The following is a 21272-nucleotide window of genomic DNA, read 5'->3' on the forward strand; positions in this document are numbered from 1 at the left end:
GCGGTATTGTAGCACCGCATTTTGGGCGTCGTGGCTCCTACCGGCTACGGCGCCTCTTTTTTTTATTCAAAATAACGCAAGGGGGATATAAGGGATGAAACTAATCAAACGTAAGCAGGAAATAACGCAATTACTAGACGATAACGAAGTAATACTTGCTGCAGCTAAGTTTGTAGTAGAAGTTGAACGCCTTCACGGTAAAGTGCCGCAATTAAAAATTAAACAGGCAACCGTTTTAAAAGTACCATTACTAGCTATTGCAATGAGTGGCCGTATCCAAGCGGACCATGCTCGTAAACGATTAGAGTCGCTGAATGCAGCTATCGAATACGCCGAGGGTGATAGAAGCGCACGCAAACGATACATTACGGCAAGTCAACAAGCTGACCGTCTAGCAGATTTAGTCGCAAAGAGAGTTGATAGTATCTAATGGCCATAAATCTAACGGCAATTTTCAGAATGAGGGACCAGGGATCGTCCCGTATGAGAAGATTAACGCAATTGATGGAGCGCATGAATCGGACAAGCAGAGCGACAAGTGAGTCGGTAAGTCAATCTCAAACAGCGTTAAATAGGTTTGGGAGCGCTGTATCTTCAACATCAAATCGTATGGGTAACTTTTCTACTCGGATGACAGGCTTACGCGTGGGGGCTAGCGGCTTAAGTGCGAGTTTCAGCGGTATGCAAAGCGCGCTTGTTGGATTAGCGGGAGCTTATTTATCGGCGAATGCTGCATCCAGTCTTTTTGATGCTACGATTGGGGCTGCAGCGCGATATGAACAAAATGCGATGGCTATTAGTGGAATGTTTGGCGATGATAAGCAAGCTAAAAAGTATCTTCAAATGATTGAGAAGGCGGCAATTGATAGTCCGGTATTGAACAGTACGGATATGATGACAAACTCAAAAGCATTCATAGGAATCAGTAAGAACCTTGATGAGTTAAAACAAGTTTGGGGACTAGTTGAACGTATACAAGCACTTTCTGGCGTAGACACTCAACAGGCGGCTTTCTCAACAAAAGAGCTTATGCAAGGTGACTACGTTTCAATGTACGAGGCGGTCGGACTAGATAAAAAGGAATTGCAAAAAATCACTAAAATGGACGGCATGTCTGCTAAGATGGCCGGTTTGGATAAATTATTAACCAAAATGGGCGTTACAGATGAAATGGTTAATAAGATGGGAAATACGACAAAAGGATTGTGGTCACAACTTGAGGAAAAGTCACAGACGTTCTTTAAAAACATAGGAATGGAAAGCAATACAAAACTAGCGGACTTTCTAAGGCGACTAAATAAGATGTTTGATGGTCTTGATACGACTTCTATCAGCAATAAATTGGGTAGTATGCTCGGCAAAGCGACCGACAGAGCAATAGCACTCTATGACTTATTCGTGAAGTTTCGTAAACCAATTGCTTATGCTGCAGGCGCATTCGCAACGTTTGTTGGTGCTTTGGCTGTAGTTGGAACAATTTCCGCGTTGGCAAATCCAATCGCGCTAATAGCGATGGGGATATCAGCTGCAGCCGTTGGATTTAAGGCTCTTTACGAAAACAGTAAAACGTTTAGAGGGATCATTGACGGCATAGTCGGCAAGGTTAAAACGCTCATGTCCGCATTTAAGACAGGCGGAACAGGCGGCTTAATTAGTGCGCTATTTCCTCCTGATATTGCGAATCAGATTAACACGATAGTAGACGGAATCAAAACGAAAGTTCGTGCATTATTCGATTTATTTAAGGTAGGCGGAGTTAGAGGCGTGCTAAAGGCTTTGTTTTCATCGGATCAAATCAACGCCATTATGACGCGAGTTGCAACGATGAAGGAACAGTTTTCATCAGTATTTACCTCGATATACAACGTTGTAGTGCCGGTACTTCAATCATTATGGGGCATTGTGAAGCCAATCTTAAACGGATTATGGACGAATTTAAAGATTATCGCTGATATTGCGGTTCTAGCGTGGAATAACGTACTTGCTCCAGCGATTCAGTTCATTACAGCAGCGTTTCAGATGTTCTGGGGAGTAACTGGACCAATTCTCAAGTTGTTTGGTGCGGTGCTTGGCGTAGTATTCCAGGTATTACGTTTGGGGTGGGATACAATCGTTGGACCATTCGTAGCATTCCTGGCTGGAGCGTTTACTCAAGCATTCGGTATGGCAACGGAAGTGGTAAAAGCGTTGACGCCAGTGTTTAAAACAGTAGGTAGCTGGATAAGTACGGCTGCTGGACATTTAAAAGAGTTCGCAAGTATTTTAGGGAAGGTTAAAGTTCCGGATTGGATTGGAAAGATTGGTTCAGGCGCTGTCAGTTGGGCTAAGAAGTTGATTCCGGGGAACGGTGGTAAACCGGATGGCTCACATTATCATGGACTGGCAAGAGTACCATCGAATAATTACCGGGCGCTATTACATCGCAATGAAATGGTATTAACGGCGCAAGAGGCGGATCAATATCGCTCGCTTTTAAGTGGAAGAACATCGGGTTCGAGTTTTGATCATATAAAGTACGAACAGGTAGAGCGAGGCGTGGTAAATAAGGCAACCTACAAATCGTACAGCACAACAAATGTCCCTAGTAGTGAGAAAAGTACACCTAGCGTTGTTAACATTACTCCTACGTTTAATGTTGAAAAGATGGAAGTTCGAGAAAATGCAGACATCGACAAGATTGCGTTAGGGTTAGCAAAATTAATAGAAAAGCAGGCGATGCAAGTTGCTTATTAAACCAAAGGTTCCTATAGAAGGTAGTGGTGGTACGCGGTTGGTTGGGATAATGCAGGCCGTGGGATATAATCCTGGCGGTACTCTAAAGATAGCAACCGTTACGAGTGAGAATCCAATTAGTATTCTCCTGGACGGTGACACAATTGATACGCCTGATCCTTTTCTCGTGTGCAATCCGCAATTATTGCCTTACACTGAAACGGTGAGGATAAACGGTCAAGTCGCGACTATTGAATACGAGAATAAGCTGAAAGTAGGCGTTCGTGTGTTAGTTTTCGAAGCAGAACATCAGCAACAACTATATGTATTATCGTTATCGGATGAATGACGAAGAAGGCAGGCGCTTAAATGTGCTTGTCTTTTTTATATTAAAGAAAGGAAGTAGATGAAATGAAACGATCATCAACTATGGAAGAAATAAAAGCGGACATTGAGCGTTTACAAAGTGAGATTGATGCGGCAAATATGGAGCGAGGTTATTGTAAAATACCGTTCCCACCTGTTAGTGACGTTTGGGCAGAACAGGCATATAAACGTAATTTAGCAGACATAAAGGCGTTTTTAGCAGATTACGCAGAATTATTACTAACGGCAAAGGAAATTGTACCGTTGGGTGAACAAGAACGTGTTAACGATTGGTTAGGTATGCTAAAGGTTGCGAGAGAAGCAAAGGATTTAATACTAGGTTCTACGTGTACACTGATTGCTGCTTTATTACGGATCGCTACAAATGGTAATAGTAGAATGCACTTCGCAAATTTAGCGGATATGCTTGTAAGTATCATTGAAGAAACACCTTATTCCGTTTATTTCGAGGATGCTTATAAAGGTGACTATGACGGAAATTTTGATCAATACTACGCTGATAAACGAGAGGAGTTAGTTAAATGGCAAGTAAACTAGAAGGTATTTTAAAAGAACTGACGGCCGATCAGGCGAAGGCTGCCGAATTAATTTATGAAAACGATCTATTACCGAAGGGTAAGCGTCGTTCTTATGTTGACATTGCAAATGAGATTGGCGTATCTGATCGAACATTGCGTAAATGGAGACAGTTGCCTGCGATGTTAGATTATAAGTCAGCGGTAACGGATACGTATTTAGCTGATAATCGTACACGGGTTATGCAGGCGCTTATTAACGAATGTGAGGCGGGTAATGCCTCGATGATGAAACTATACATGCAAACGATGGGTATGCTCGTTGACAAGGCGGAACTTGAGATTAAAGCGCCGACAGCCGATCCAGATGCAGTTGCAGCTAAGTTGGCGAGTATTAAAGCACGCTTATAAATAGCGATATATCAACGTTTTAGAGCGTTAAAGTGTTAAATGGCGGTGGTTGGCTTCGGCTGACTGCCGTCTTTTTTTGCGTTAAAGGAGCGTTGAGGCTTCCGTTTGATTCCGAAATACGAGGAAACATCGGGTAGAAGGCGCTGGCGGACGCGCTACCTTGAAAACAAATCGTTATCTGACAATTTATCCGATATTTTATACAGCATTTTATGCAGTATTGTAACGCATGTATAAACAGAGATAGTCGCAAGAATTGCGGTATATCAACAATGTATAAGGTTGTGTATATATTGTTTTTATGAAGAAGTTGAAAAAGTCAGTTGTATCAACGTTTCGTAGCTATTTTTAGTTTACATAATTAAGCTTATGGGAAGTTATAAACGAATATTTATTCAGTCTGTATTCATTGCGTCAATTTAGCGTCGAATAAATCGAAAATTCCCCAAGCCGCATATTTCCTACAGGCGCTTTCTGCTGTCCGATAATTACAGATACTATTTTAAAAACAAGCCGACTTTTTGCGCTGTCAGACGTAGCGAAAATAGTTGTGTCGGATAGTAGTGCGTGTGGAATCGTCTGAATGCTGCCTATTGCATAGGTTATATATGTTATTTATTACTATTTTAGGAATATTTTAATCTGATTTAACTTGCGTCAGTTTTGCGTCATAGCGATTTCTCCGTAATATAACAATATCTCAAAGTGCTACCGAATAATATCGGACGACTTTCCTTCAATTCTCTTTATATAGTTGAGGTAATTTTGCGGATACCTAGCTGTTTAAATTTACGCTAGAATAGCGAAGTGAAAGCGAGATGATTAAAAATGTGGGAAAAAGATTCGTTTACTATCGGAGAGATTATGGAGGAGTTAAATCTAACGGATGGTCAAATTCGCATAATTCTTAGTAAAATGCAGGATCGTGTAGACTTTAGCGAGAAGTTACGGAATGGGGAACGTAGATTAAATAACCTAGAGGTAGCCGTAATTGAATTTGTACATGCACGTACCAGTAAAGAGAGAATACAAGATGACGCTTGCGATTTAGCGGTTTCTATTTTTTATCGAGATAATAAACCTAAAATAATAAAGGAATATCTAACGTCTGAAATTGAGAGATTGGAAAAAACCGAATAAGTTTTATTGCAGAGCGTGTTGATAGTAGTGTATATTGGAAAAAAGAAGATAGTTATTAATAGGCGACTATCTAATATGTGGGATTAATAAAATGTAATATAGTTAATTATATAACGAATGAATAGGAGCCTCGGTATTACCTGTTCTCACAAAACGTGGGACTTACACGTATGTCAGGCGTAAAAGACCGTAAAGTCATTTACATCACAGGTGGATTACTAGTAGCACTTGGTTTCCTACCAAAAATCGCAGCATTAACAACGATTATTCCAACATCCGTACTAGGTGCGGCAATGTTAGCGATGTTCGGAATGGTGATTACACAAGGTATGGGGATGCTTGTACCAGTTATGAACGAATCAGCAGAAAATGCGATGATTGCTGCGATTGCAGTAAGTTTAGGGGTCGGTGTATCAGTCGTTCCTGGCATTTTTGATGCACTACCAGAAAAAGTGTCTATTTTAACATCCAACGGTATCGTCTGTGGTTCTGTCACAGCGATTATCCTTAATATTTTATTCAATATGATTGGGCCTAAGCATAAGCAAGACCCGATGCATGGTGAAGTATAAAGAATCCTAAAAGTTATCTATTTTTGACTAGTCGTTTAGTTGAAAGTAGGTGACTTTTTTGTGTAAAAAAGTAGATATGAACAGAGAAATAGAAGGAATTCACTCTCAAAACTAGAATTTAGAATGAATAACTAATAATAGGATAGGAAGGGGTTATTTGTGAATATAAAGGGCTTTGGAGGGATCTTTTGGAGAACTAAAAATCTTGAGGAAATCAAAAAATGGTACAGTAAAGTCTTGAACATTGAAATTGAAAATTGGAATGGTACTATTATTACGCCACAATCAGACAATGAAACGGTCTTCTCTTTCTTTTCTGAAAGTGATAGCTATTTTCCAACAGAACAACAAGTAATGTTAAACTTTCAAGTGGAAAATCTAGATGATAGCATCAAGCATTTAGAAAAAATGGGTATTCCCTTTGTAATGGACAAGACGATGAATGAATTTGGACAATTCATTTGGATTGAAGATCCTGAAGGAAGACGTATAGAGCTTTGGGAAAAGTAATATAACATTGATCAATGAAAAACCAATTTCCATGCCTAAGCTTACGATTAATAGCAGCATCATCATGTTATTCCTCAACTCTTTTAGATAATATCATATAACAGTGTAGGTGTAAAATTACACTTTTTTTGTTATGTTCGATGTTTAATATCGGGTTATAAGGGGAATTTAAAAATGAGGATGGTTTTTAATAGAATGTAATTCTCTCTTTCAACATACACTTATATATAACTACTCTGAGAAAGGGCTAGTACAAATGCAAAGTATCGTTTTAATATTAATTCTTCAATTAGTTTATGTACCTTTTTTAACATTACGAACAATATTTTTGGTAAAGAATATTACATTCCTTGCAGCGATATTTGGTATGCTGGAGATGTTAGTGTATGTATTTGGCCTTTCACTCGTTTTTAGTGGGAAGCAAAGCATGTTATCTATGGTTGTCTATGCAGTTGGATTTGGATTAGGTATATTTTTAGGAGCAAAAATAGAACGTAAGCTAGCGATAGGCTATGTTTATACAACCATTAATACGCAAAATAAGAATGAAGAGCTTGTGAAATTTCTTCGTAACGAAGGGTTTGCAGTCACGATTTATATCGGAGAAGGGCGAGATAGTAATCGCTATAAATATGAAATTTTAACGAAGAGAAATCGTGAAGGGGAGCTCTTTCAAATAGTAGAGCAATTTGAGCCGAATGCCTTTATTATCTCGTATGAGCCTAAATCATTTAAGGGCGGCTTTTTGCTTGCTCGTATGAAGGCTAAGCAAAAATAATTTAATAAGGAAGGACCTCTGCTAAATGCCGAGGTCCCTTTTTTAGGATGTTAATTAAATTTTGTTTCTACCCAGTCTTTAAATAAACTAAAGTCTGTGTAGACAATTTCCTTGTAGCTCATGGCTTGTAAAATTGTATGCTCTATAAATACATCACGCTCTTTGCCGATCGCTTTTAAAATCTCCTCCTCGCTGTGATAGGTAAAAACATGAGAATAATCGATATCAGCTCGTGCATGTATTTTAGCAGCAATTTTCCCCATAAGTGATGTTGTAGTAAAGTAATCCTCTACATCCTTATAGTTTTTAGGCTTAATCTTCTTTTTATAAGGAGAACGTTCACGAATATAAAATTCCTGTCCATTCATCGTGATAAAGGCTAAATGTGGGTCCTCTAAATGGTGCATAGCTTTTTGAGTTCCGACTACACGTGCTCCCTGATGCTCATAATGAGCCCAAAATAGTTCCTGATAAGGGAGGAAGTAGGCAGGAATTGCTGTACGTACCTCTTTCATTTCTAACACTAAATCCTCGACTCCTGACGCACCTTTTTCGTCTTCCACTAAAATATAGTAACGTTTTAAACCGATGGAAGCTGTACCAGAGCCATACTTATAAGCTATGTCCCTAATTTTATATGTAGATAGTGCGTTTGAAATGGCGCTGTATTCTTCACTAGTAACAGGTTGAATTTCTTCATTCCATAAGAAGGCACGCTGACCATCCTCATTTACATACGAAATATCCTGTAAAAAATGAGATCGCTGGCGTTTATCAAGCTTTTTCAATAATCTCTTTGCTGGTCCCTTTGTATTGTCCTTTGTGAACATCAAGGTTAAAGGATTATCCTGCTTACGCTGGAATCGTTTTAGCTGATCTATGTAGCTACGGAGAAAATACTGAATAGCCGTTTCCTGAGTTGTCTTATGTAAGCCTTGTTCTTCTAAATAGAGCGCAATACTGACGCTCATGCGAATAATATCGTATAAATAAGAGCCGACATAGCCCTCATCGAAATCATTAACATCAAAAACAATCTCGCCTGCCTCATTTTGAAAAGCACCGAAGTTATCCATATGCATATCACCTTGAATCCAAGTTGGTTTTCTATCAGGAGTATGGAAGATTGAGGCGGATTTTGTCATATCAAAATAAAATAGATAGGCACTTCCACGGAAAAAGCGAAATGGGCTTTCAAGCATTTTACGGTATTTTTCCAAGCGCTGTCCCTCTGTTAAACTCATTCGTTGAACATCAAATTCTTCAAAGATTGTTTCTAATTGTTCTTGTCTTAAAAAAGTTCTAGTATGTTTAACTTGTTCCAATAAAGCATGCTCCATACAATAATCCCCTTTGTTAAATCAAAATTTACCTGTATATACGAAAAATAATTGAATAGGTTTCGAAGAAATTTAGCAAATGTTCTCGATAAAAATGGTTATACATCTAAGGGTATTTCATAACATGTTCGATAACCTATTTTCATACTATAAGACATGCTTAATCACGGAGGGGGGTTATATGTATTTCTTTACAAAAGGTCTTGTCATTATAGTAGGAAGTATTTCATTGTCGTTAGGAATTAATTTATTTTTAACGCCATATGAAATTTTAGATGGGGGAGTAGTAGGGTTAGCGCTTATATTACATTATCTATATAAGCTCAAAATCGGTTTAATGATCATTATTATTAGTATTCCCATTTTTATTATTGCTTGGTTTAAATATAGAGCCTATTTTTACAATAGTATACATGGCTTAATAGCATCTTCCGTAATTATTGATTTGTTAAAGCCTGTGCGAAATCTTGTCCAAATGGATGCGCTTTACAGTGCCATTTTGGGAGGTATACTTGTTGGCTTCGGCATTGGTCTGATGCTACGTTTTCAGACAAGCACAGGGGGGACAGACTTAATCGCTCAATTTATCTGTGACAAGACAGGTATCAATGTTGGAATATTAATATTTTTTATTGATTCCATTGTTATTGTTATAGGAGGCTTCCTATTATCCACATCAACCTTCCTATTATCCATTATTACCGTGTTGGTAGTGGGCATTACGACAAGCGTTATTACTAGTCGAGTATCAGGAACGTAAAAATAGTCCCAGTATAAAACTGAAACTATTTTGGCGTCTGATTATCAAGTGTTTTCATTAGCTTCTTTTTAGGGTGTGCTGGTTTGATCTCTGCAATGAGTATAGCCAGTAAAATAAGTATTGCACCTACGACCATGCGACTTGTTAAGATTTCATGCAAAAAAATGACGGATAACACCATACCGAAAAAAGATTCAGTCGATAGGATAATCGCAGCTTTAGTAGCAGTTGTATATTGATTGGCTACATTTTGGAAGAGGTAAGCAATTGTCGTAGAAAAAATACCTAGGTAAATAATCGAATAGATTGCTTCTTTTTCGAGTGATGTCGGGATATCCCCTTGGCTAATGACGACTAGAACACCTATAAAGGATGCCGTGAGAAATTGAATAATGGTAAGGGCAATGGCATCTTCTTTTTGAACAAAAAGATTAGTATAAAAGATATCAAAGGCAAAAGCAACGGCACATGCTAGAGAAAGTGCATCCCCAACATTCATTGTTAATGAGCCTTGTAGTGATAAAAAGCCGATTCCTGCGATCGCAATTAGAGAACCAATGATTTCATAGCCGTCAATGCGGCGTTTATAAACCGCATAGGCTATTAAAGGAACAATAATAACATTCACTGCGGTTAAAAAGGCATTTTTAGACGGTGTTGTATATTGGAGTCCAACGGTTTGAAGGGCGAATGCTATATACAGAATTGTACCTAATAAAGCTCCCTTCCAAATAACAGATTTCGAAGCTTTTTTTAATCGAGAACCAAATAAAACCAATAATATAATGGAAGCTAATAAAAATCTACCAGCCATCACTTGATAAGCTGTTAAATATTCTAAGGCAATAGCCGTTATAACAAATCCACTACCCCACACGATTGCAGTAATCAATAGCATGCCATCAGCTATGTAAGTTTTCATGTTTTCTTCCTCCTGACTTCAATAGAATAGCATAGGAGTGAGGAAAAGAATTTGATTTTATTTCTAAATATTCAGGCGTTTTTTTGTACTTATTCCAAAGCGATTACTCAAAACCTATCTTGCTATGTAATAAGTACAATTTAACGGCTGCAGCTAAGTGTTCATAAAAAACATAATCATTATCTGTCGGTGCTACTAAATGACGTATTTTAGCCATACGATAGCGAATTGTATTTGGATGACAAAATTGTGCTACGGCAACTTCCTTAATATTTCCTTTTTTTACGATATAGGTTATGGCAGTTTCCATTAAATCGGGATCAGCCTTATCATCAAGTAAAGGAGCTAAAAAAGAAGTAACATAATCCATTGCAAATATGGGATCTTTACGATACAACTCAATTAATAAACGATCCGATGCGAGATGCTTATAATGAAGGCTAGGCAGCATGTCAATCTCAGCTAATATACTAGCAAAGAAGGCTTCGCGTAAAGCAATAGGGAAGCCAGTTTGAGTATCGTAGCTACTACTATAGCCAAAAGTGATCTTTTCCGTTGGGATGGCATATAATGCTAACCATTCATGTAACACCTTGTCAAATTGAAACAGCTGGGATGGATGTGTCATGATGATAAAAAGGCTCTGCTTATAGGAACAAATCAGACCTGATTTAAGTAGTGGCTCTAACGAAAAAATAGCTTGCATCCAGTTATGGTGAGATGTGTCACTTGCTCGTAAAGTTGCTACAAATACATATTTTTCAAAGGGTCTATTGAGCTGCTGTAAAATGGATTTGATTTGCTCTTGTGTAATATCTTCCTCCATTAATCTCCGTAAGATCGTTTCTAAAAAGAATGAATAATCCTGTGTTTTAGCGTAGGCCATTGTTTCTAAAATAATCTTCTCAAAAAACTCATCTCCACCAAATCTTAAAATAGGAAAATCTTGTTCCTCTGCATAAGTCAAAACCTCTTCAGGTAAATCTCTGAAAATAACAGGCTTATAAGCTAAGGCACTCGCCCCGAGCTCCACTAGATTTTTTACTGCATTTAATAAATACTCAGGCTTTTGTTTGGCAAATAATAAACTACTTAATACAACGCTGTTGGGCGTGAAAATTGTATCTCGCACATGGTGTATGTCTGGTGAAAATTCAAAGTCTAAAATCTCTACATTTTGAACAGCTTTATGCAAACCGTTGTGGCCAGCGACAACGGTGAAATTCTTTGTAATGGGTAATTGTAAAAAATTTTCTACATTCATAAACGGACCATTGCCTTTCTTGTAGTAAGGTACTAACTTCTATTATAAATTTACTTGTTCATAAAAAACCATTTGTATTCATGCAAATGGATATCCACCACAAAAAAATCTGCTCATTCAGCGGTAAACCGTGAAGTGAGCAGATTTCAGTACTTATCGTTTAAATGTTAGCAAAAATATTTGGCTTTCTATTTCTCAGTGGATTCGTTTGCTCAACGGCATACCCTACATTTAAAATGCGTCCTTCTTTAAAGGCAGGGCCAATAATTTGTAGCCCTATTGGTAAATTCCCTTTAAAGCCACAAGGAACGGAAAGGGCAGGTAAGCCTGTTAAGTTGCTAGGGCCTGTAAAGCGAATAATATTATCAATTAAATCCACTTTTTGACCATTTAACTCTGCGAAATCATCACCAATTGTATTAGCCACAACAGGTAGAGTAGGGGTAATAAGCACATCTACCTTATTAAAAATCTCTGTAAACTCCTGTTTGATTTGACGACGTACCTGTTGTGCCTGTAAGTAATCGACTGCAGAAGGCAATTCACCGAGCTCAAAGAGTAGGCGTATATCGTCACCAAAATCTTGTGGTCTCTCTTGTAAATCGGAATGGTGTATAGCTGCCGCCTCCGAAAGGGACGTCACAAGCTCTGCCCATTCTGCATATTGTAATGAAGGAATTCGCACTACTTCCACTTTCGCACCTTGATCTACTAAGTTTTGAATACTTGCTCGAACAGCTTTTTCTATATCAGCATCCACATTTTTAAAGAAGTATTCTTCATTGATACCAATCACTAAATCCTTGATATTGCCAGAAAGCTGCTGCACGTAGTTGTCTGTTGGAACGTCAATGCAAGTAGGGTCTCGATGATCAAAGCCAGAAATGACTTCAAGCAAGCCTGCTGCATCCTTTACTGTCTTTGTCATTGGGCCAATATGGTCTAAACTCCAAGCGAGTGGGTAACAGCCATATTTACTTACACGACCGTGTGTAGGTTTTAAACCAACAATGCCACAAGCAGAGGATGGAATTCGAATGGAACCAGCTGTATCCGTTCCTAATGAAGCAACACTGGCCCCTGCTGCAACAGCCGCCCCAGAGCCGCCGCTAGAACCGCCAGGGATTTTATCTAAATCCCATGGGTTGCGAACAGGTCCGTAATGAGGATTGTTATTGGTAATTCCCCAAGCATATTCATGCATGCTTAGTTTTCCAGTGAAAATTACACCAGCGTCACGAAGTTTTTCAACCACTGTCGCATCATAATCAGAAACGAAGTCCTTATGAATTTTTGAGGACATCGTTGTTATCTTATCTTTGAAATACAAGTTATCTTTTAAGGCCATCGGAATCCCATGATACATGCCTTTATAGTGGCCTTGGAGAATTTCCTGTTCCACTTCTTTTGCCTTTGCTAAAGCTTCTTCCCTGTAAAAGGCCATATAGGAATTAATTTTAGGCTGACTTTCCTCAGCAAAATCTAAAATCGCCTTCGTTAATTCCACGGGAGATAGTGTCTTCGATGCAAGTAAGGGTGCCAACTCTTCAACGGATTTTAAATGTAAATCAGTTGTCAATATGATCACCTCCAGGAATACTACGTACCGCGATATCTGCATCATCAATCGCAATACCTTCTAAATTGCTACGAAGTGACTGCATGCCCTCCCAGCGTGTTTTTAATAGTTCAAGGTGTTCAGGTTTCGGTGTAATTCCTTTGTTCTCCAATAATTGTTGAATAGACAAGCTCATTAACAGGATCCTCCCTTGAATAATTTTTATATCTAAATAGGTTTCCCTATTAAGATCGATAGGTAAAAACGCAAAATATTATAATAGGTAATATAAACCTATTATTACAATCATACACTAACAATAATTTATATCAAATAAATTATTTGTAATATATTTAATATTATGAAATATTTACTACGCTAATAAACGGTCAAAGTCTAGTGTGTGTGCTTGCTCTTTTTACATACGATTCACAGTCTATTTACAATCAAAGCGTACAATGAACCATAATAACCAATTGAAGAGGTGCAAGAATGGAGTCTGCTGTGGGGCAAAATATAAAAACTAGTAATATATTTTCTTTTTTTAAATATTTATATGGGCAACATCAAAGCAATACGTTATATATGAAACGTTTAAAAGCATTGAAACAAATTATTCAGCATAACGATTTACATACATATTTTCAACCTATTGTAGATTTACAGTCAAAACAAACGATGGGATTTGAAGCATTAAACCGTCCAGTTTCCTCAGCATTATTTAATAGTGTCGACCAGTTTTATGAGTTTGTTGGACAAACAGATTGTGTATTTTTATTTGAATGTTTTTGTCGAAATCTTTCCTTACAACGATTTAAGGAACGTATGCCTAACGATTTGGCGAATAAAAACTTCTTAGTCTTTCTTAATATACATCCAAATGTATTAGTAGATAAAAATTACCATTGTGGAGAAACACTGCAATTGCTAAAGGAACTTGGCATTAAACCGCAGCAAGTCGTGTTTGAATTAACTGAGCGTAGTGCCGTGATAGATTTTGTAGAGTTTGAGCGTGTATTATCACATTATCGATCACAGGGCTATCGCATAGCAGTGGACGATGTAGGCTCAGGCTATAATAGTTTAAAAACGCTCATTTATTTAAAGCCAGAATTCATTAAATTAGACCGTTCCTTAATTCAATTTATCGATCAAAACAGCGAACAGCAACAACTCGTTACCTTATTAATGAAGTATGCCGAGCAAGCTAACACTAAAATGATTGCTGAAGGGATTGAGCGACAAGAAGAGCTGGCGTATCTGCATCATATTGGCATTCACTATGCACAAGGTTATGCAATAGGAAAGCCCGCAAAGGAAATACAATTGGGGAAAATAAGGGTGGGTGACAATGAAGATAGGGGAAGTCATTGAAAAGGTTCCATGTATTGATGAATTTGTGAAAAATAAAGAAGTAGATGTACTTTTTACAAGTAATCCTTCATTGCGTAGTATTGTTGTCGTTCGGGATGAAAAACCAATTGGACATATTACACGCACACATTTCTATCAAAAAATAGGTACTCAATATGGCTATCATTTATTTATGGGACGGCAAAATCAACTTATCATTAAAGAAAATCCTTTAATAGTAGATCGCTATATTCCAATCACTGAGGTTAGTACACTAGCGATGTCTAGACCTCCTGAAGACTTATATGATGATATCATTGTGACGAAAAATGACTTATATGACGGAATGGTTAGCATTCGTGAGTTACTGTTAAAGCTTGTTGATACACAAGTAGCTATCGCCAGTTTTTTAAATCCGTTAAGTAGTCTTCCAGGCAATACATTAATCGATGAAAAGCTAGAGGAAGCATTACAGCTAGCACACTATAGTTTGATCTATTTTGATTTAGATCATTTTAAATCCTACAATGACACATATGGCTTTAATAAAGGGGATAAAATTTTACGTTATTTAACAGATATACTAAAAAGATATATCTGTGGGGCGGAAGATTTTTTAGGGCATATTGGTGGCGACGATTTTGTTGCCATCCTTCCGCATTATGAAATAGAAAAGATTTGTCAGAAGATCATAGATGACTTTGATGCCAATATTTTAAGCTTTTATGAGCTAGAGGATTTAGTGTATGTGCAGGTAGCTAATAGAGCGGGTGAGCTAGGTACTCTAACATGTACATCCTTATCCATTGCCGTTATTACGAATGAATATCAGTATTTTAACTCCGTCGAACAATTATCCAATGCGGTCACACACGTGAAAAAGCAGTGTAAAAAAATTGCAGGCAGCTGTTACCTTATCAACGAACAAAAAACCTACTTCGTTCATTAAACGATGTAGGTTTTTCATGTTGTTGAAAAAAGATCATGTCAAAGGCAGAAAAAGCAACTTTGCAAGGTGAGAGGTTGATTTCCGTTCCGCCAGCGCCCTTTCCAGGGGGCGTCCGATGAGCCGCTTCACTCACTTACGCTCGCTCCAGGGTCTCATCTGTGACGCTAATGATCTGACCCCAAAAATTAGAACTTTTAAGAAACCCTTCGAAACTCAACTGGACTTTTTCCGTTGAGTTTTATTTTTATCCGTTCATGATTGTAATAATGGATATAGTCTGCTAATGCTTTTTTGAATTCTTCATAGGTGTGAAACGTTGTCGTATATAGAAATTCAGATTTCAAAATGCCAAAAAAACTTTCGATTACGGCATTATCTAAACAATTTCCTTTCCGTGACATACTTTGCTTGATTTCATGCGTTGCCAATAGCTCTTTAAAACGTGGTATTTGATATAACCATCCTTGATCAGAATGGATGATTAAGCCACTCTTTTTCGATAACTTTGTATACGTAAACGCCATTTTAAAAGACTGTTGAACTAACTCAAAATTGGGTGCTTTCGAAACCTCATATCCAACGATTTCTCGATTGAATAAATCTAATACAGCCGATATATAGAGTTTTTGACCATTTATTTTAAACTCTGTGACATCGGTTACCCATTTCTGATTGGGTGCAGTAGCTTCAAAATCACGTTGGATGACATTCTCTGCGACATAGCCGACTGTCCCTTTATACGAACGGTATTTTTTAGGGCGTACCGTCCCTTTTAAGCCCAATTCTTTCATCAATCGTTGGACTGCTTTGTGGTTGATTAAAATCCCTTCATTTCGGAGTGCAAGACAAATACGACGATAGCCATAACGACCCTTATGGTAATGAAAAAGTATCTGGATTCGTTCTTTGATCGCCTGATATTTATCTGGTTTTACCCATTTTTGAAGATGATAATAATACGTACTTTTCTTAAGTTTCGCGACTTTGAATAGAGCTTGAAGTGGAAATTCCAGCCTTAGCTCATACACAGCTCTCACTTTTTCTTCGGTTTGAATGCTTCCTTTTCTTGAACTAAGGCTTTCAACTTTTTTAAATAGGCGTTTTCCATACGTAAATAGTCAATTTCCGCTTTTAACTCTTCCATTGTTTTTTCGTTTAAGTCAGACGAAGGTGGTTGTTTTTTTGGCATCGATTGGCACTCCTTTTCTATTTGATAGAGTACCTTATCAGCCGTTGACATCCATTGTTTTTTCCATCTCCGAATGGTTTCACGAGAAGGAATATTAAACTTCGCAGCAGTCTGAAGGAGCGAATCGCCCGTCTCTATCATGTGTTGAATTACTTTTATTTTAAAAGAATCTTCGTAATTCGTGAACCCTTGAGGACGAATAATTCCTTCGATGCCATGATAGCGATATAATTCAATCCATAATCGAATGTGATGTCGATCAATCTGCAATCGATTGGCAATCTGATACGGACTTTCCTTTTCTTCAAAGTAAGCTAGAACAGCGGCTAATTTTTGTTCATCAGTAATCACTAACTGCACCTCCTAAATTAGATTTTTAAGTCCAATATTTTGGGTGCAGTTCACTAAATCCCCTAGGAGTGACGCTGGCTCCACTCCAATCAACCATTCTGCAAAGTGTCTTTACTTTTTTTCATAGTAATATAGCGATTAAATAGCCCATTATTTTTAGAGGGAATAAGCTCTTATTTTCAATGTGGGGAAGTGATGTGTGACAACACCTCTCCATAAAGAGTAGTGAAGACCTTCGCCTTATTTGAAAACCTTTGCTAAAAAGGTAATACTTTTGTAGGTTGGAGTCAAGTAGCCTGCAACGGGAATCCATTTCTACCTTTCAATTGACTGTTTTGTTTTTTGTTCGTCAGTAAGGCATTTTGGGTATAGATTTTGTAGTTAATATGAACAATTTTAAAATTCTGGTAACCATTTTGTCACCAACTTCTATGTTTTTGACTAGAATATTAATACAACTGAAATGAGCAATTCTATCAAGCCTTATAGTTTAGCTGTCTATACGTTAAAAGTTAGCCTCATGAACGTTTTCGATAACTATCTACTATTCCCTTTTATAATGGCTCCTTTTACTTATTGCTAATAAATATTATTGATTTTAATTTTAAGGGCATAATCAAAGGAAGAAATCGTTTTTATTTTAGGAATTTATTAATCTTAATAAAACATACTTGAATTATAGGGATTATGGGTATATAATTCGATTACATTATTATAAAACATCTTAGGAGGCATTCCATTGTCGAATTTACAAATCATTCTTAACGTAGCAGTGTTACTTGTGTTCGTTGGAATTTTATATGTTATGAATAAAAAACACGTCAAGTTTTCAAATCGTGTTTTTGCAGGTTTAGGTTTAGGGATTGTACTTGGTCTTGGACTTCATTTTATCTATGGTATAGATTCTGAAGTGTTAGCCAAAACAACATCTTGGTACAACATTATAGGTACAGGATATGTAAAATTGCTACAAATGGTAGCAATGCCACTAGTCTTTATTTCTATTTTAATTGCCTTTACGAAAATGAAGATTGGCAAAAACTTTGGGAAAATGGCAGCTCTTATTCTAGCCATTTTAATTGGTACAACAGCGGTTTCTGCGGCTGTCGGTATTTTTTCTGCAACCGTATTTGATTTAGATGCAACACAAATTTTACAAGGTGATGCAGAAACTGCACGTGGTCAATATCTTGAAGAAAAAACAACGGGCTTAGCAGCTCCAGATCTACCAACACAAATTATCGAGCTATTCCCTGCAAATCCATTCCTTGATTTAACAGGTGCTCGTTCTACTTCAACAATTGCGGTTGTTATTTTCTCAGCATTCCTTGGTTTTGCTTATTTACGTGTGGCACGTAAGGATGAGGGGACAGCAGCTACAATTAAAAAAGGCTTAGATGCAATCTATGCCCTTGTAATGGGTGTCGTAACGATTGTCTTACGATTAACACCATACGGCATTTTGGCTATTATGGCTCGTACTGTTGCAACATCAGATTTCGGTGCGATTTACAATTTAGGTAAGTTTGTTATTGCTTCTTATGTGGCGTTATTTATTGTTTTACTAGTACACTTATTAATTCTGACATTAAGCGGATTAAATCCATTCACGTATTTGAAAAAATCTGCAGAGACATTATTATTCGCCTTTACATCTCGTTCTAGTGCGGGTACTTTACCGATGAATATTAAAACGCAAACAGGTCGTCTTGGGGTATCTGAGGGTATTGCAAACTTCTCAGGCTCATTCGGATTATCAATCGGTCAAAATGGCTGTGCTGGTGTATATCCTGCTATGTTAGCAATTATGATCGCACCAACAGTTGGCATTAATCCACTCGATCCTATCTTCATTATTACAGTTATCGCGGTAGTAGCGGTTAGCTCATTTGGTGTAGCAGGTGTTGGTGGTGGTGCAACATTTGCAGCTATTCTTGTGTTATCAGCACTTGATTTACCAATTGCACTTGCAGGTGTATTAATTTCTGTAGAGCCTTTAATTGATATGGGACGTACAGCATTAAATGTAAGTGGGTCAATGACAGCGGGTGTTACAACAGCACGTATTACAAAAGAATTGGATACAGAAATGTACAATGATAAAGAATTAGGTGCTCAAGTAGCAGATCTATAAAATCAAAGAGGCCCCTTTAAAGGTAAAACTTTAAAGGGGCTTACATTTTATATTATTTTTACATAAAAATCTTTACCGTTAATTAATTCGGAAACTTCAATTTTATAATTTTGTTTATAGTAATCATAAATATTGTAGGCTAGACCAGAGTGTCCATTTAAATAGGTTCCTTTTTTAATCTCTTTCCGAGGATTATGGAAATCGAAATAGAGGCGTGCATCATTGCTCATTGTATTTAAAATAGCTAGAAATTCTTGTTCTTCAATATGAATTCCTCGTGTATAGCGGCATTCTCTGCGGTAGGTATCGTGAGCAACATTTACGGGAGAAGCTTCAAGAATCATTTCAATCTGTTTATTCAAATGATGATAGCTCCTTTCAAATTATTAGTAACGTCCGTATGTGAACTAGTTACAAATAAGGGTTTTATTAATTTTAGTATATAATTATCAGAAAATTATATCAATATTTTTCTACCAATCTTGTTGCTGTATGTCCTCTGCTATTACTTGTAAATCATAGGCATTTACGATTAAAAGAGTGTAGTCATGAGATTCCATATATTTTTCAGCAAGTCGCTTAATATATTTCGGAGAACCTTCATTTTCTTCATCGTAAATTAATAAAAGCCCATCTGTATTTTGAATAATAAATTTATCCTTCTCAACAAATTGCCAGGGTGCTTCGTATGGTTTTTTGGTCACGCTTGTAACAAAATCGGCTTGGGCAATTAATGTTTGATATTTTTCCTTTTTTAGGTCCTGCCAATTTTTTTCTTGCTCTAAAAATGGTGTAATAACGGCATATTTTAAATGTGGAAATTCTTTTTTAAGCATTAAAACAACTTCAGCACTCCAAGATTCTACACCCTGCTGACCACTGATAATAACCCATTCCAGTCCTTCATCAAGTAGTGTGCGTAGACGGGCTTCCAGTGCTTTTTTTATGATGGCAATGCCAGGATGTTTATCATTAAAAATACCAAGTTCATGTGGCTTATAGCCAGTAATCATAATACGCTGTAACAACAAAATGCCCCCTAAGCTGTATAGTTGTAGTTCTAGTATACAGTAGGGGGCAAATGAAAACGAATTCCATGCAATTGTCTATGAAAATGCAAGTAGTGTTAGAATCACTGCTACAGCCGCACAAATACCTAAAAACCACCATGAGTCTGTAAAGTCTTCTTTAGTGTCACTATTCATATAAAATAATTCCTTTCTTATTTGCCTACCTGTTGAGTTTTATTTTACCTGCCCAGTCCAAGACCAATTCGTCCATATCCGTAAGATTGTCTCAAATGGGCCACGTTTAAATTTCTTTAAATAGGCAAGGCTGAAAACACATTGCAAGCCATATACAACGATTCCGAATAGGATACCACCAAAGACGCCTAGTTTACCGTATAATCCGAGACCATAGCCATAAAAAACAGTTGTACAAATAATGGTTTGTAGTAAATAATTGGTTAATGACAGTTTTCCAACGCTCTCAAATGCTGGTGCAAGTAGTTGTACAGGACGTGTTTTATAAATGAGTGCTGCAAGGCAAACATAGCCAACCGCTAGTAACTGAGCACCACCCATTAATAAGATGGAAGAAAAGGCACTTTCTATAAAACTTAGACTTTTACATACGAGCCCAATAGGAACGAGGAGAGTACCTAGCTTATACCATTTCATTTCCTTATCCATCTCCATGAAGGCTTGCTTTTTAGCAAGTGCCATACCGAAAAGGAATAGAGGTGCGTAGAACAACGGTGTAAAAATTAATAAAATGAAGAGGAAGGCTGGCTCTTCCATTCCCGGTACTTCAGCATTAGCTCGAAAATCAAAAATTTCTGAGTAGCTTCCGTTAGCGTAAACGTTATCTGCTTTTTCAATATAGGTATCTAGCTCTTTTTGTTCCTTTTTTGAAGCTTCCATAGAGCCGTATGTTAATGCCGTTGTTAGGACGAAAAGGATACTGGCCCATATAAATAGCGTTTTCGGCTTCCGATTAATAAAAGGAATCAAAAATAAAGTCATACAGCCATAAGAAAATAGAATATCGCCTTCCCATAATAAAGTGGAATGAAGTAAGCCGAGAGCAATCAAGCCAGTAGCACGGCGTAAAATAGACCAGCGACTTTTATTCTTTTTTCTGCGAATGGATTCAATCAATTTAATAAGTGAGAAGCCGAATAATATAGTGAAGATAGGCATAAACGAGCCTTCAATCACAATTTTCACAAAATATAAAGCTCCATTATCTAAGGTAGAAAGATTTTTTAATTCATCTTTGCCATACATCCCGTACTGGAAAATCAGTAAATTCGCCATTAAGATGCCAAATAAACTAAATCCACGCATCGTATCAATGAAAGTAACTCGTTTAGTTGTCATTGCGTTTTATCTCCTTAATTGGTTATCTTATACATAGAATAGT

The 21272-nt window shown here is 37.3% G+C and carries 22 protein-coding genes and 1 pseudogene; 13 read left to right on the forward strand and 10 right to left on the reverse strand.

Annotated features, from left to right (window positions below; translation table 11 throughout):
• Nucleotides 1–94 precede the first annotated feature (94 nt).
• The 9 genes and pseudogenes from MKY46_RS01390 (at nt 95) to MKY46_RS01430 (ending at nt 7025) form a co-directional block, all read left to right on the forward strand.
• Nucleotides 95–430, forward strand: a complete 336-nt coding sequence (locus MKY46_RS01390; RefSeq protein ID WP_330493661.1) for a hypothetical protein — start codon at nt 95–97, stop codon at nt 428–430.
• Nucleotides 431–483: 53 nt separating this feature from the next.
• Nucleotides 484–2733 (forward strand): phage tail protein, encoded by a 2250-nt coding sequence (locus MKY46_RS01395; RefSeq protein ID WP_340833629.1) that lies wholly within the window; start codon nt 484–486, stop codon nt 2731–2733.
• 49 nt (nt 2734–2782) lie between these two features.
• On the forward strand, nt 2783–3061 hold the full coding sequence (locus tag MKY46_RS01400; protein ID WP_259419697.1) for a DUF2577 domain-containing protein: 279 nt from the start codon (nt 2783–2785) through the stop codon (nt 3059–3061).
• 62 nt (nt 3062–3123) lie between these two features.
• On the forward strand, nt 3124–3636 hold the full coding sequence (locus MKY46_RS01405; protein WP_259419698.1) for a hypothetical protein: 513 nt from the start codon (nt 3124–3126) through the stop codon (nt 3634–3636).
• Entirely contained in the window at nt 3621–4025 is a 405-nt protein-coding gene (locus MKY46_RS01410; protein WP_259419699.1) for a phBC6A51 family helix-turn-helix protein, read from the forward strand. The genes MKY46_RS01405 and MKY46_RS01410 overlap by 16 nt, the downstream gene beginning before the upstream one ends.
• Nucleotides 4026–4889: 864 nt before the next feature.
• Complete coding sequence (locus tag MKY46_RS01415; protein WP_330493659.1) at nt 4890–5165, forward strand: hypothetical protein; 276 nt, start codon at nt 4890–4892, stop codon at nt 5163–5165.
• Between the two features lie 134 nt (nt 5166–5299).
• Nucleotides 5300–5737: pseudogene (locus MKY46_RS01420) on the forward strand (solute carrier family 23 protein); the annotation flags it as partial.
• A gap of 159 nt (nt 5738–5896) precedes the next feature.
• Nucleotides 5897–6247, forward strand: a complete 351-nt coding sequence (locus MKY46_RS01425; protein WP_036121996.1) for a VOC family protein — start codon at nt 5897–5899, stop codon at nt 6245–6247.
• Between the two features lie 256 nt (nt 6248–6503).
• Nucleotides 6504–7025, forward strand: coding sequence for a DUF2179 domain-containing protein (locus tag MKY46_RS01430; RefSeq protein WP_004227692.1), 522 nt, complete (start codon nt 6504–6506; stop codon nt 7023–7025).
• A 50-nt stretch (nt 7026–7075) separates the two neighbouring features.
• Here MKY46_RS01430 and MKY46_RS01435 read toward each other — a convergent pair whose 3' ends face one another.
• Entirely contained in the window at nt 7076–8365 is a 1290-nt protein-coding gene (locus MKY46_RS01435) for a DUF2252 domain-containing protein (RefSeq protein ID WP_036121994.1), read from the reverse strand.
• Nucleotides 8366–8546: 181 nt separating this feature from the next.
• Between MKY46_RS01435 and MKY46_RS01440 the strand changes: the two genes are divergently transcribed.
• Nucleotides 8547–9125 (forward strand): YitT family protein, encoded by a 579-nt coding sequence (locus MKY46_RS01440; RefSeq protein WP_036121991.1) that lies wholly within the window; start codon nt 8547–8549, stop codon nt 9123–9125.
• A 25-nt stretch (nt 9126–9150) separates the two neighbouring features.
• On the opposite strand, the gene MKY46_RS01445 is transcribed toward MKY46_RS01440, so the two are convergent.
• The 4 genes from MKY46_RS01445 to MKY46_RS01460 form a co-directional block, all read right to left on the reverse strand.
• Nucleotides 9151–10047, reverse strand: coding sequence for a DMT family transporter (locus MKY46_RS01445; protein ID WP_036121988.1), 897 nt, complete (start codon nt 10045–10047; stop codon nt 9151–9153).
• A gap of 103 nt (nt 10048–10150) precedes the next feature.
• A complete protein-coding gene (locus tag MKY46_RS01450; protein WP_036121985.1) occupies nt 10151–11311 on the reverse strand; it encodes a PucR family transcriptional regulator in 1161 nt (386 codons plus the stop codon).
• Between the two features lie 160 nt (nt 11312–11471).
• Nucleotides 11472–12890 carry an amidase gene (locus MKY46_RS01455; protein ID WP_036121982.1) on the reverse strand — a complete coding sequence of 473 codons (1419 nt, stop codon included), beginning with the start codon at nt 12888–12890 and terminating at the stop codon, nt 11472–11474.
• A complete protein-coding gene (locus MKY46_RS01460) occupies nt 12880–13065 on the reverse strand; it encodes a hypothetical protein (protein ID WP_009373346.1) in 186 nt (61 codons plus the stop codon). Before MKY46_RS01460 ends, MKY46_RS01455 begins: the two co-directional genes overlap by 11 nt.
• A 296-nt stretch (nt 13066–13361) precedes the next feature.
• Here MKY46_RS01460 and MKY46_RS01465 point away from each other — a divergent pair, with 296 nt between their 5' ends.
• Both MKY46_RS01465 and MKY46_RS01470 read left to right on the forward strand, forming a co-directional pair.
• The gene (locus tag MKY46_RS01465; protein WP_036121976.1) at nt 13362–14243 is read left to right on the forward strand and encodes an EAL domain-containing protein; all 882 of its coding nucleotides are present in this window, start codon (nt 13362–13364) and stop codon (nt 14241–14243) included.
• On the forward strand, nt 14221–15171 hold the full coding sequence (locus tag MKY46_RS01470; RefSeq protein WP_036121973.1) for a GGDEF domain-containing protein: 951 nt from the start codon (nt 14221–14223) through the stop codon (nt 15169–15171). Before MKY46_RS01465 ends, MKY46_RS01470 begins: the two co-directional genes overlap by 23 nt.
• Nucleotides 15172–15365: 194 nt before the next feature.
• On the opposite strand, the gene MKY46_RS01475 is transcribed toward MKY46_RS01470, so the two are convergent.
• Complete coding sequence (locus tag MKY46_RS01475) at nt 15366–16208, reverse strand: IS3 family transposase (RefSeq protein ID WP_340833632.1); 843 nt, start codon at nt 16206–16208, stop codon at nt 15366–15368.
• Entirely contained in the window at nt 16205–16711 is a 507-nt protein-coding gene (locus MKY46_RS01480; protein WP_340833634.1) for a helix-turn-helix domain-containing protein, read from the reverse strand. The genes MKY46_RS01475 and MKY46_RS01480 overlap by 4 nt, the downstream gene beginning before the upstream one ends.
• A 739-nt stretch (nt 16712–17450) precedes the next feature.
• On the opposite strand from MKY46_RS01480, the gene MKY46_RS01485 reads away from it, so the two are divergent.
• Nucleotides 17451–18845 (forward strand): L-cystine transporter, encoded by a 1395-nt coding sequence (locus tag MKY46_RS01485; protein ID WP_036118167.1) that lies wholly within the window; start codon nt 17451–17453, stop codon nt 18843–18845.
• Between the two features lie 47 nt (nt 18846–18892).
• Here the strand turns inward: MKY46_RS01485 and MKY46_RS01490 are convergent, their stop codons facing one another.
• The 3 genes from MKY46_RS01490 to MKY46_RS01500 form a co-directional block, all read right to left on the reverse strand.
• Nucleotides 18893–19207, reverse strand: a complete 315-nt coding sequence (locus MKY46_RS01490) for a hypothetical protein (RefSeq protein ID WP_036118164.1) — start codon at nt 19205–19207, stop codon at nt 18893–18895.
• Between the two features lie 111 nt (nt 19208–19318).
• Nucleotides 19319–19858: a DUF1273 domain-containing protein gene (locus MKY46_RS01495; RefSeq protein ID WP_419185178.1), complete on the reverse strand. Its 540-nt coding sequence runs from the start codon at nt 19856–19858 to the stop codon at nt 19319–19321.
• 231 nt (nt 19859–20089) lie between these two features.
• The gene (locus tag MKY46_RS01500; protein WP_036118160.1) at nt 20090–21229 is read right to left on the reverse strand and encodes a DUF418 domain-containing protein; all 1140 of its coding nucleotides are present in this window, start codon (nt 21227–21229) and stop codon (nt 20090–20092) included.
• Nucleotides 21230–21272 lie beyond the last annotated feature (43 nt).

It is taken from the genome of Lysinibacillus sp. FSL M8-0355 (assembly GCF_038008985.1).
GTDB classification, from domain to species: domain Bacteria; phylum Bacillota; class Bacilli; order Bacillales_A; family Planococcaceae; genus Lysinibacillus; species Lysinibacillus fusiformis_D.

What these genes read in the sequence shown, in the direction of transcription:
- MKY46_RS01390 (WP_330493661.1), top strand. Translation starts at nt 95, where the DNA reads ATGAAACTAATCAAACGTAAGCAGGAAATAACGCAATTACTAGACGAT.
- MKY46_RS01395 (WP_340833629.1), top strand. Translation starts at nt 484, where the DNA reads ATGAGAAGATTAACGCAATTGATGGAGCGCATGAATCGGACAAGCAGA.
- MKY46_RS01400 (WP_259419697.1), top strand. Translation starts at nt 2,783, where the DNA reads ATGCAGGCCGTGGGATATAATCCTGGCGGTACTCTAAAGATAGCAACC.
- MKY46_RS01405 (WP_259419698.1), top strand. Translation starts at nt 3,124, where the DNA reads ATGAAACGATCATCAACTATGGAAGAAATAAAAGCGGACATTGAGCGT.
- MKY46_RS01410 (WP_259419699.1), top strand. Translation starts at nt 3,621, where the DNA reads ATGGCAAGTAAACTAGAAGGTATTTTAAAAGAACTGACGGCCGATCAG.
- MKY46_RS01415 (WP_330493659.1), top strand. Translation starts at nt 4,890, where the DNA reads ATGGAGGAGTTAAATCTAACGGATGGTCAAATTCGCATAATTCTTAGT.
- MKY46_RS01430 (WP_004227692.1), top strand. Translation starts at nt 6,504, where the DNA reads ATGCAAAGTATCGTTTTAATATTAATTCTTCAATTAGTTTATGTACCT.
- MKY46_RS01435 (WP_036121994.1), bottom strand. Translation starts at nt 8,365, where the DNA reads ATGGAGCATGCTTTATTGGAACAAGTTAAACATACTAGAACTTTTTTA.
- MKY46_RS01440 (WP_036121991.1), top strand. Translation starts at nt 8,547, where the DNA reads ATGTATTTCTTTACAAAAGGTCTTGTCATTATAGTAGGAAGTATTTCA.
- MKY46_RS01445 (WP_036121988.1), bottom strand. Translation starts at nt 10,047, where the DNA reads ATGAAAACTTACATAGCTGATGGCATGCTATTGATTACTGCAATCGTG.
- MKY46_RS01450 (WP_036121985.1), bottom strand. Translation starts at nt 11,311, where the DNA reads ATGAATGTAGAAAATTTTTTACAATTACCCATTACAAAGAATTTCACC.
- MKY46_RS01460 (WP_009373346.1), bottom strand. Translation starts at nt 13,065, where the DNA reads ATGAGCTTGTCTATTCAACAATTATTGGAGAACAAAGGAATTACACCG.
- MKY46_RS01465 (WP_036121976.1), top strand. Translation starts at nt 13,362, where the DNA reads ATGGAGTCTGCTGTGGGGCAAAATATAAAAACTAGTAATATATTTTCT.
- MKY46_RS01470 (WP_036121973.1), top strand. Translation starts at nt 14,221, where the DNA reads ATGAAGATAGGGGAAGTCATTGAAAAGGTTCCATGTATTGATGAATTT.
- MKY46_RS01495 (WP_419185178.1), bottom strand. Translation starts at nt 19,858, where the DNA reads ATGATTACTGGCTATAAGCCACATGAACTTGGTATTTTTAATGATAAA.
- MKY46_RS01500 (WP_036118160.1), bottom strand. Translation starts at nt 21,229, where the DNA reads ATGACAACTAAACGAGTTACTTTCATTGATACGATGCGTGGATTTAGT.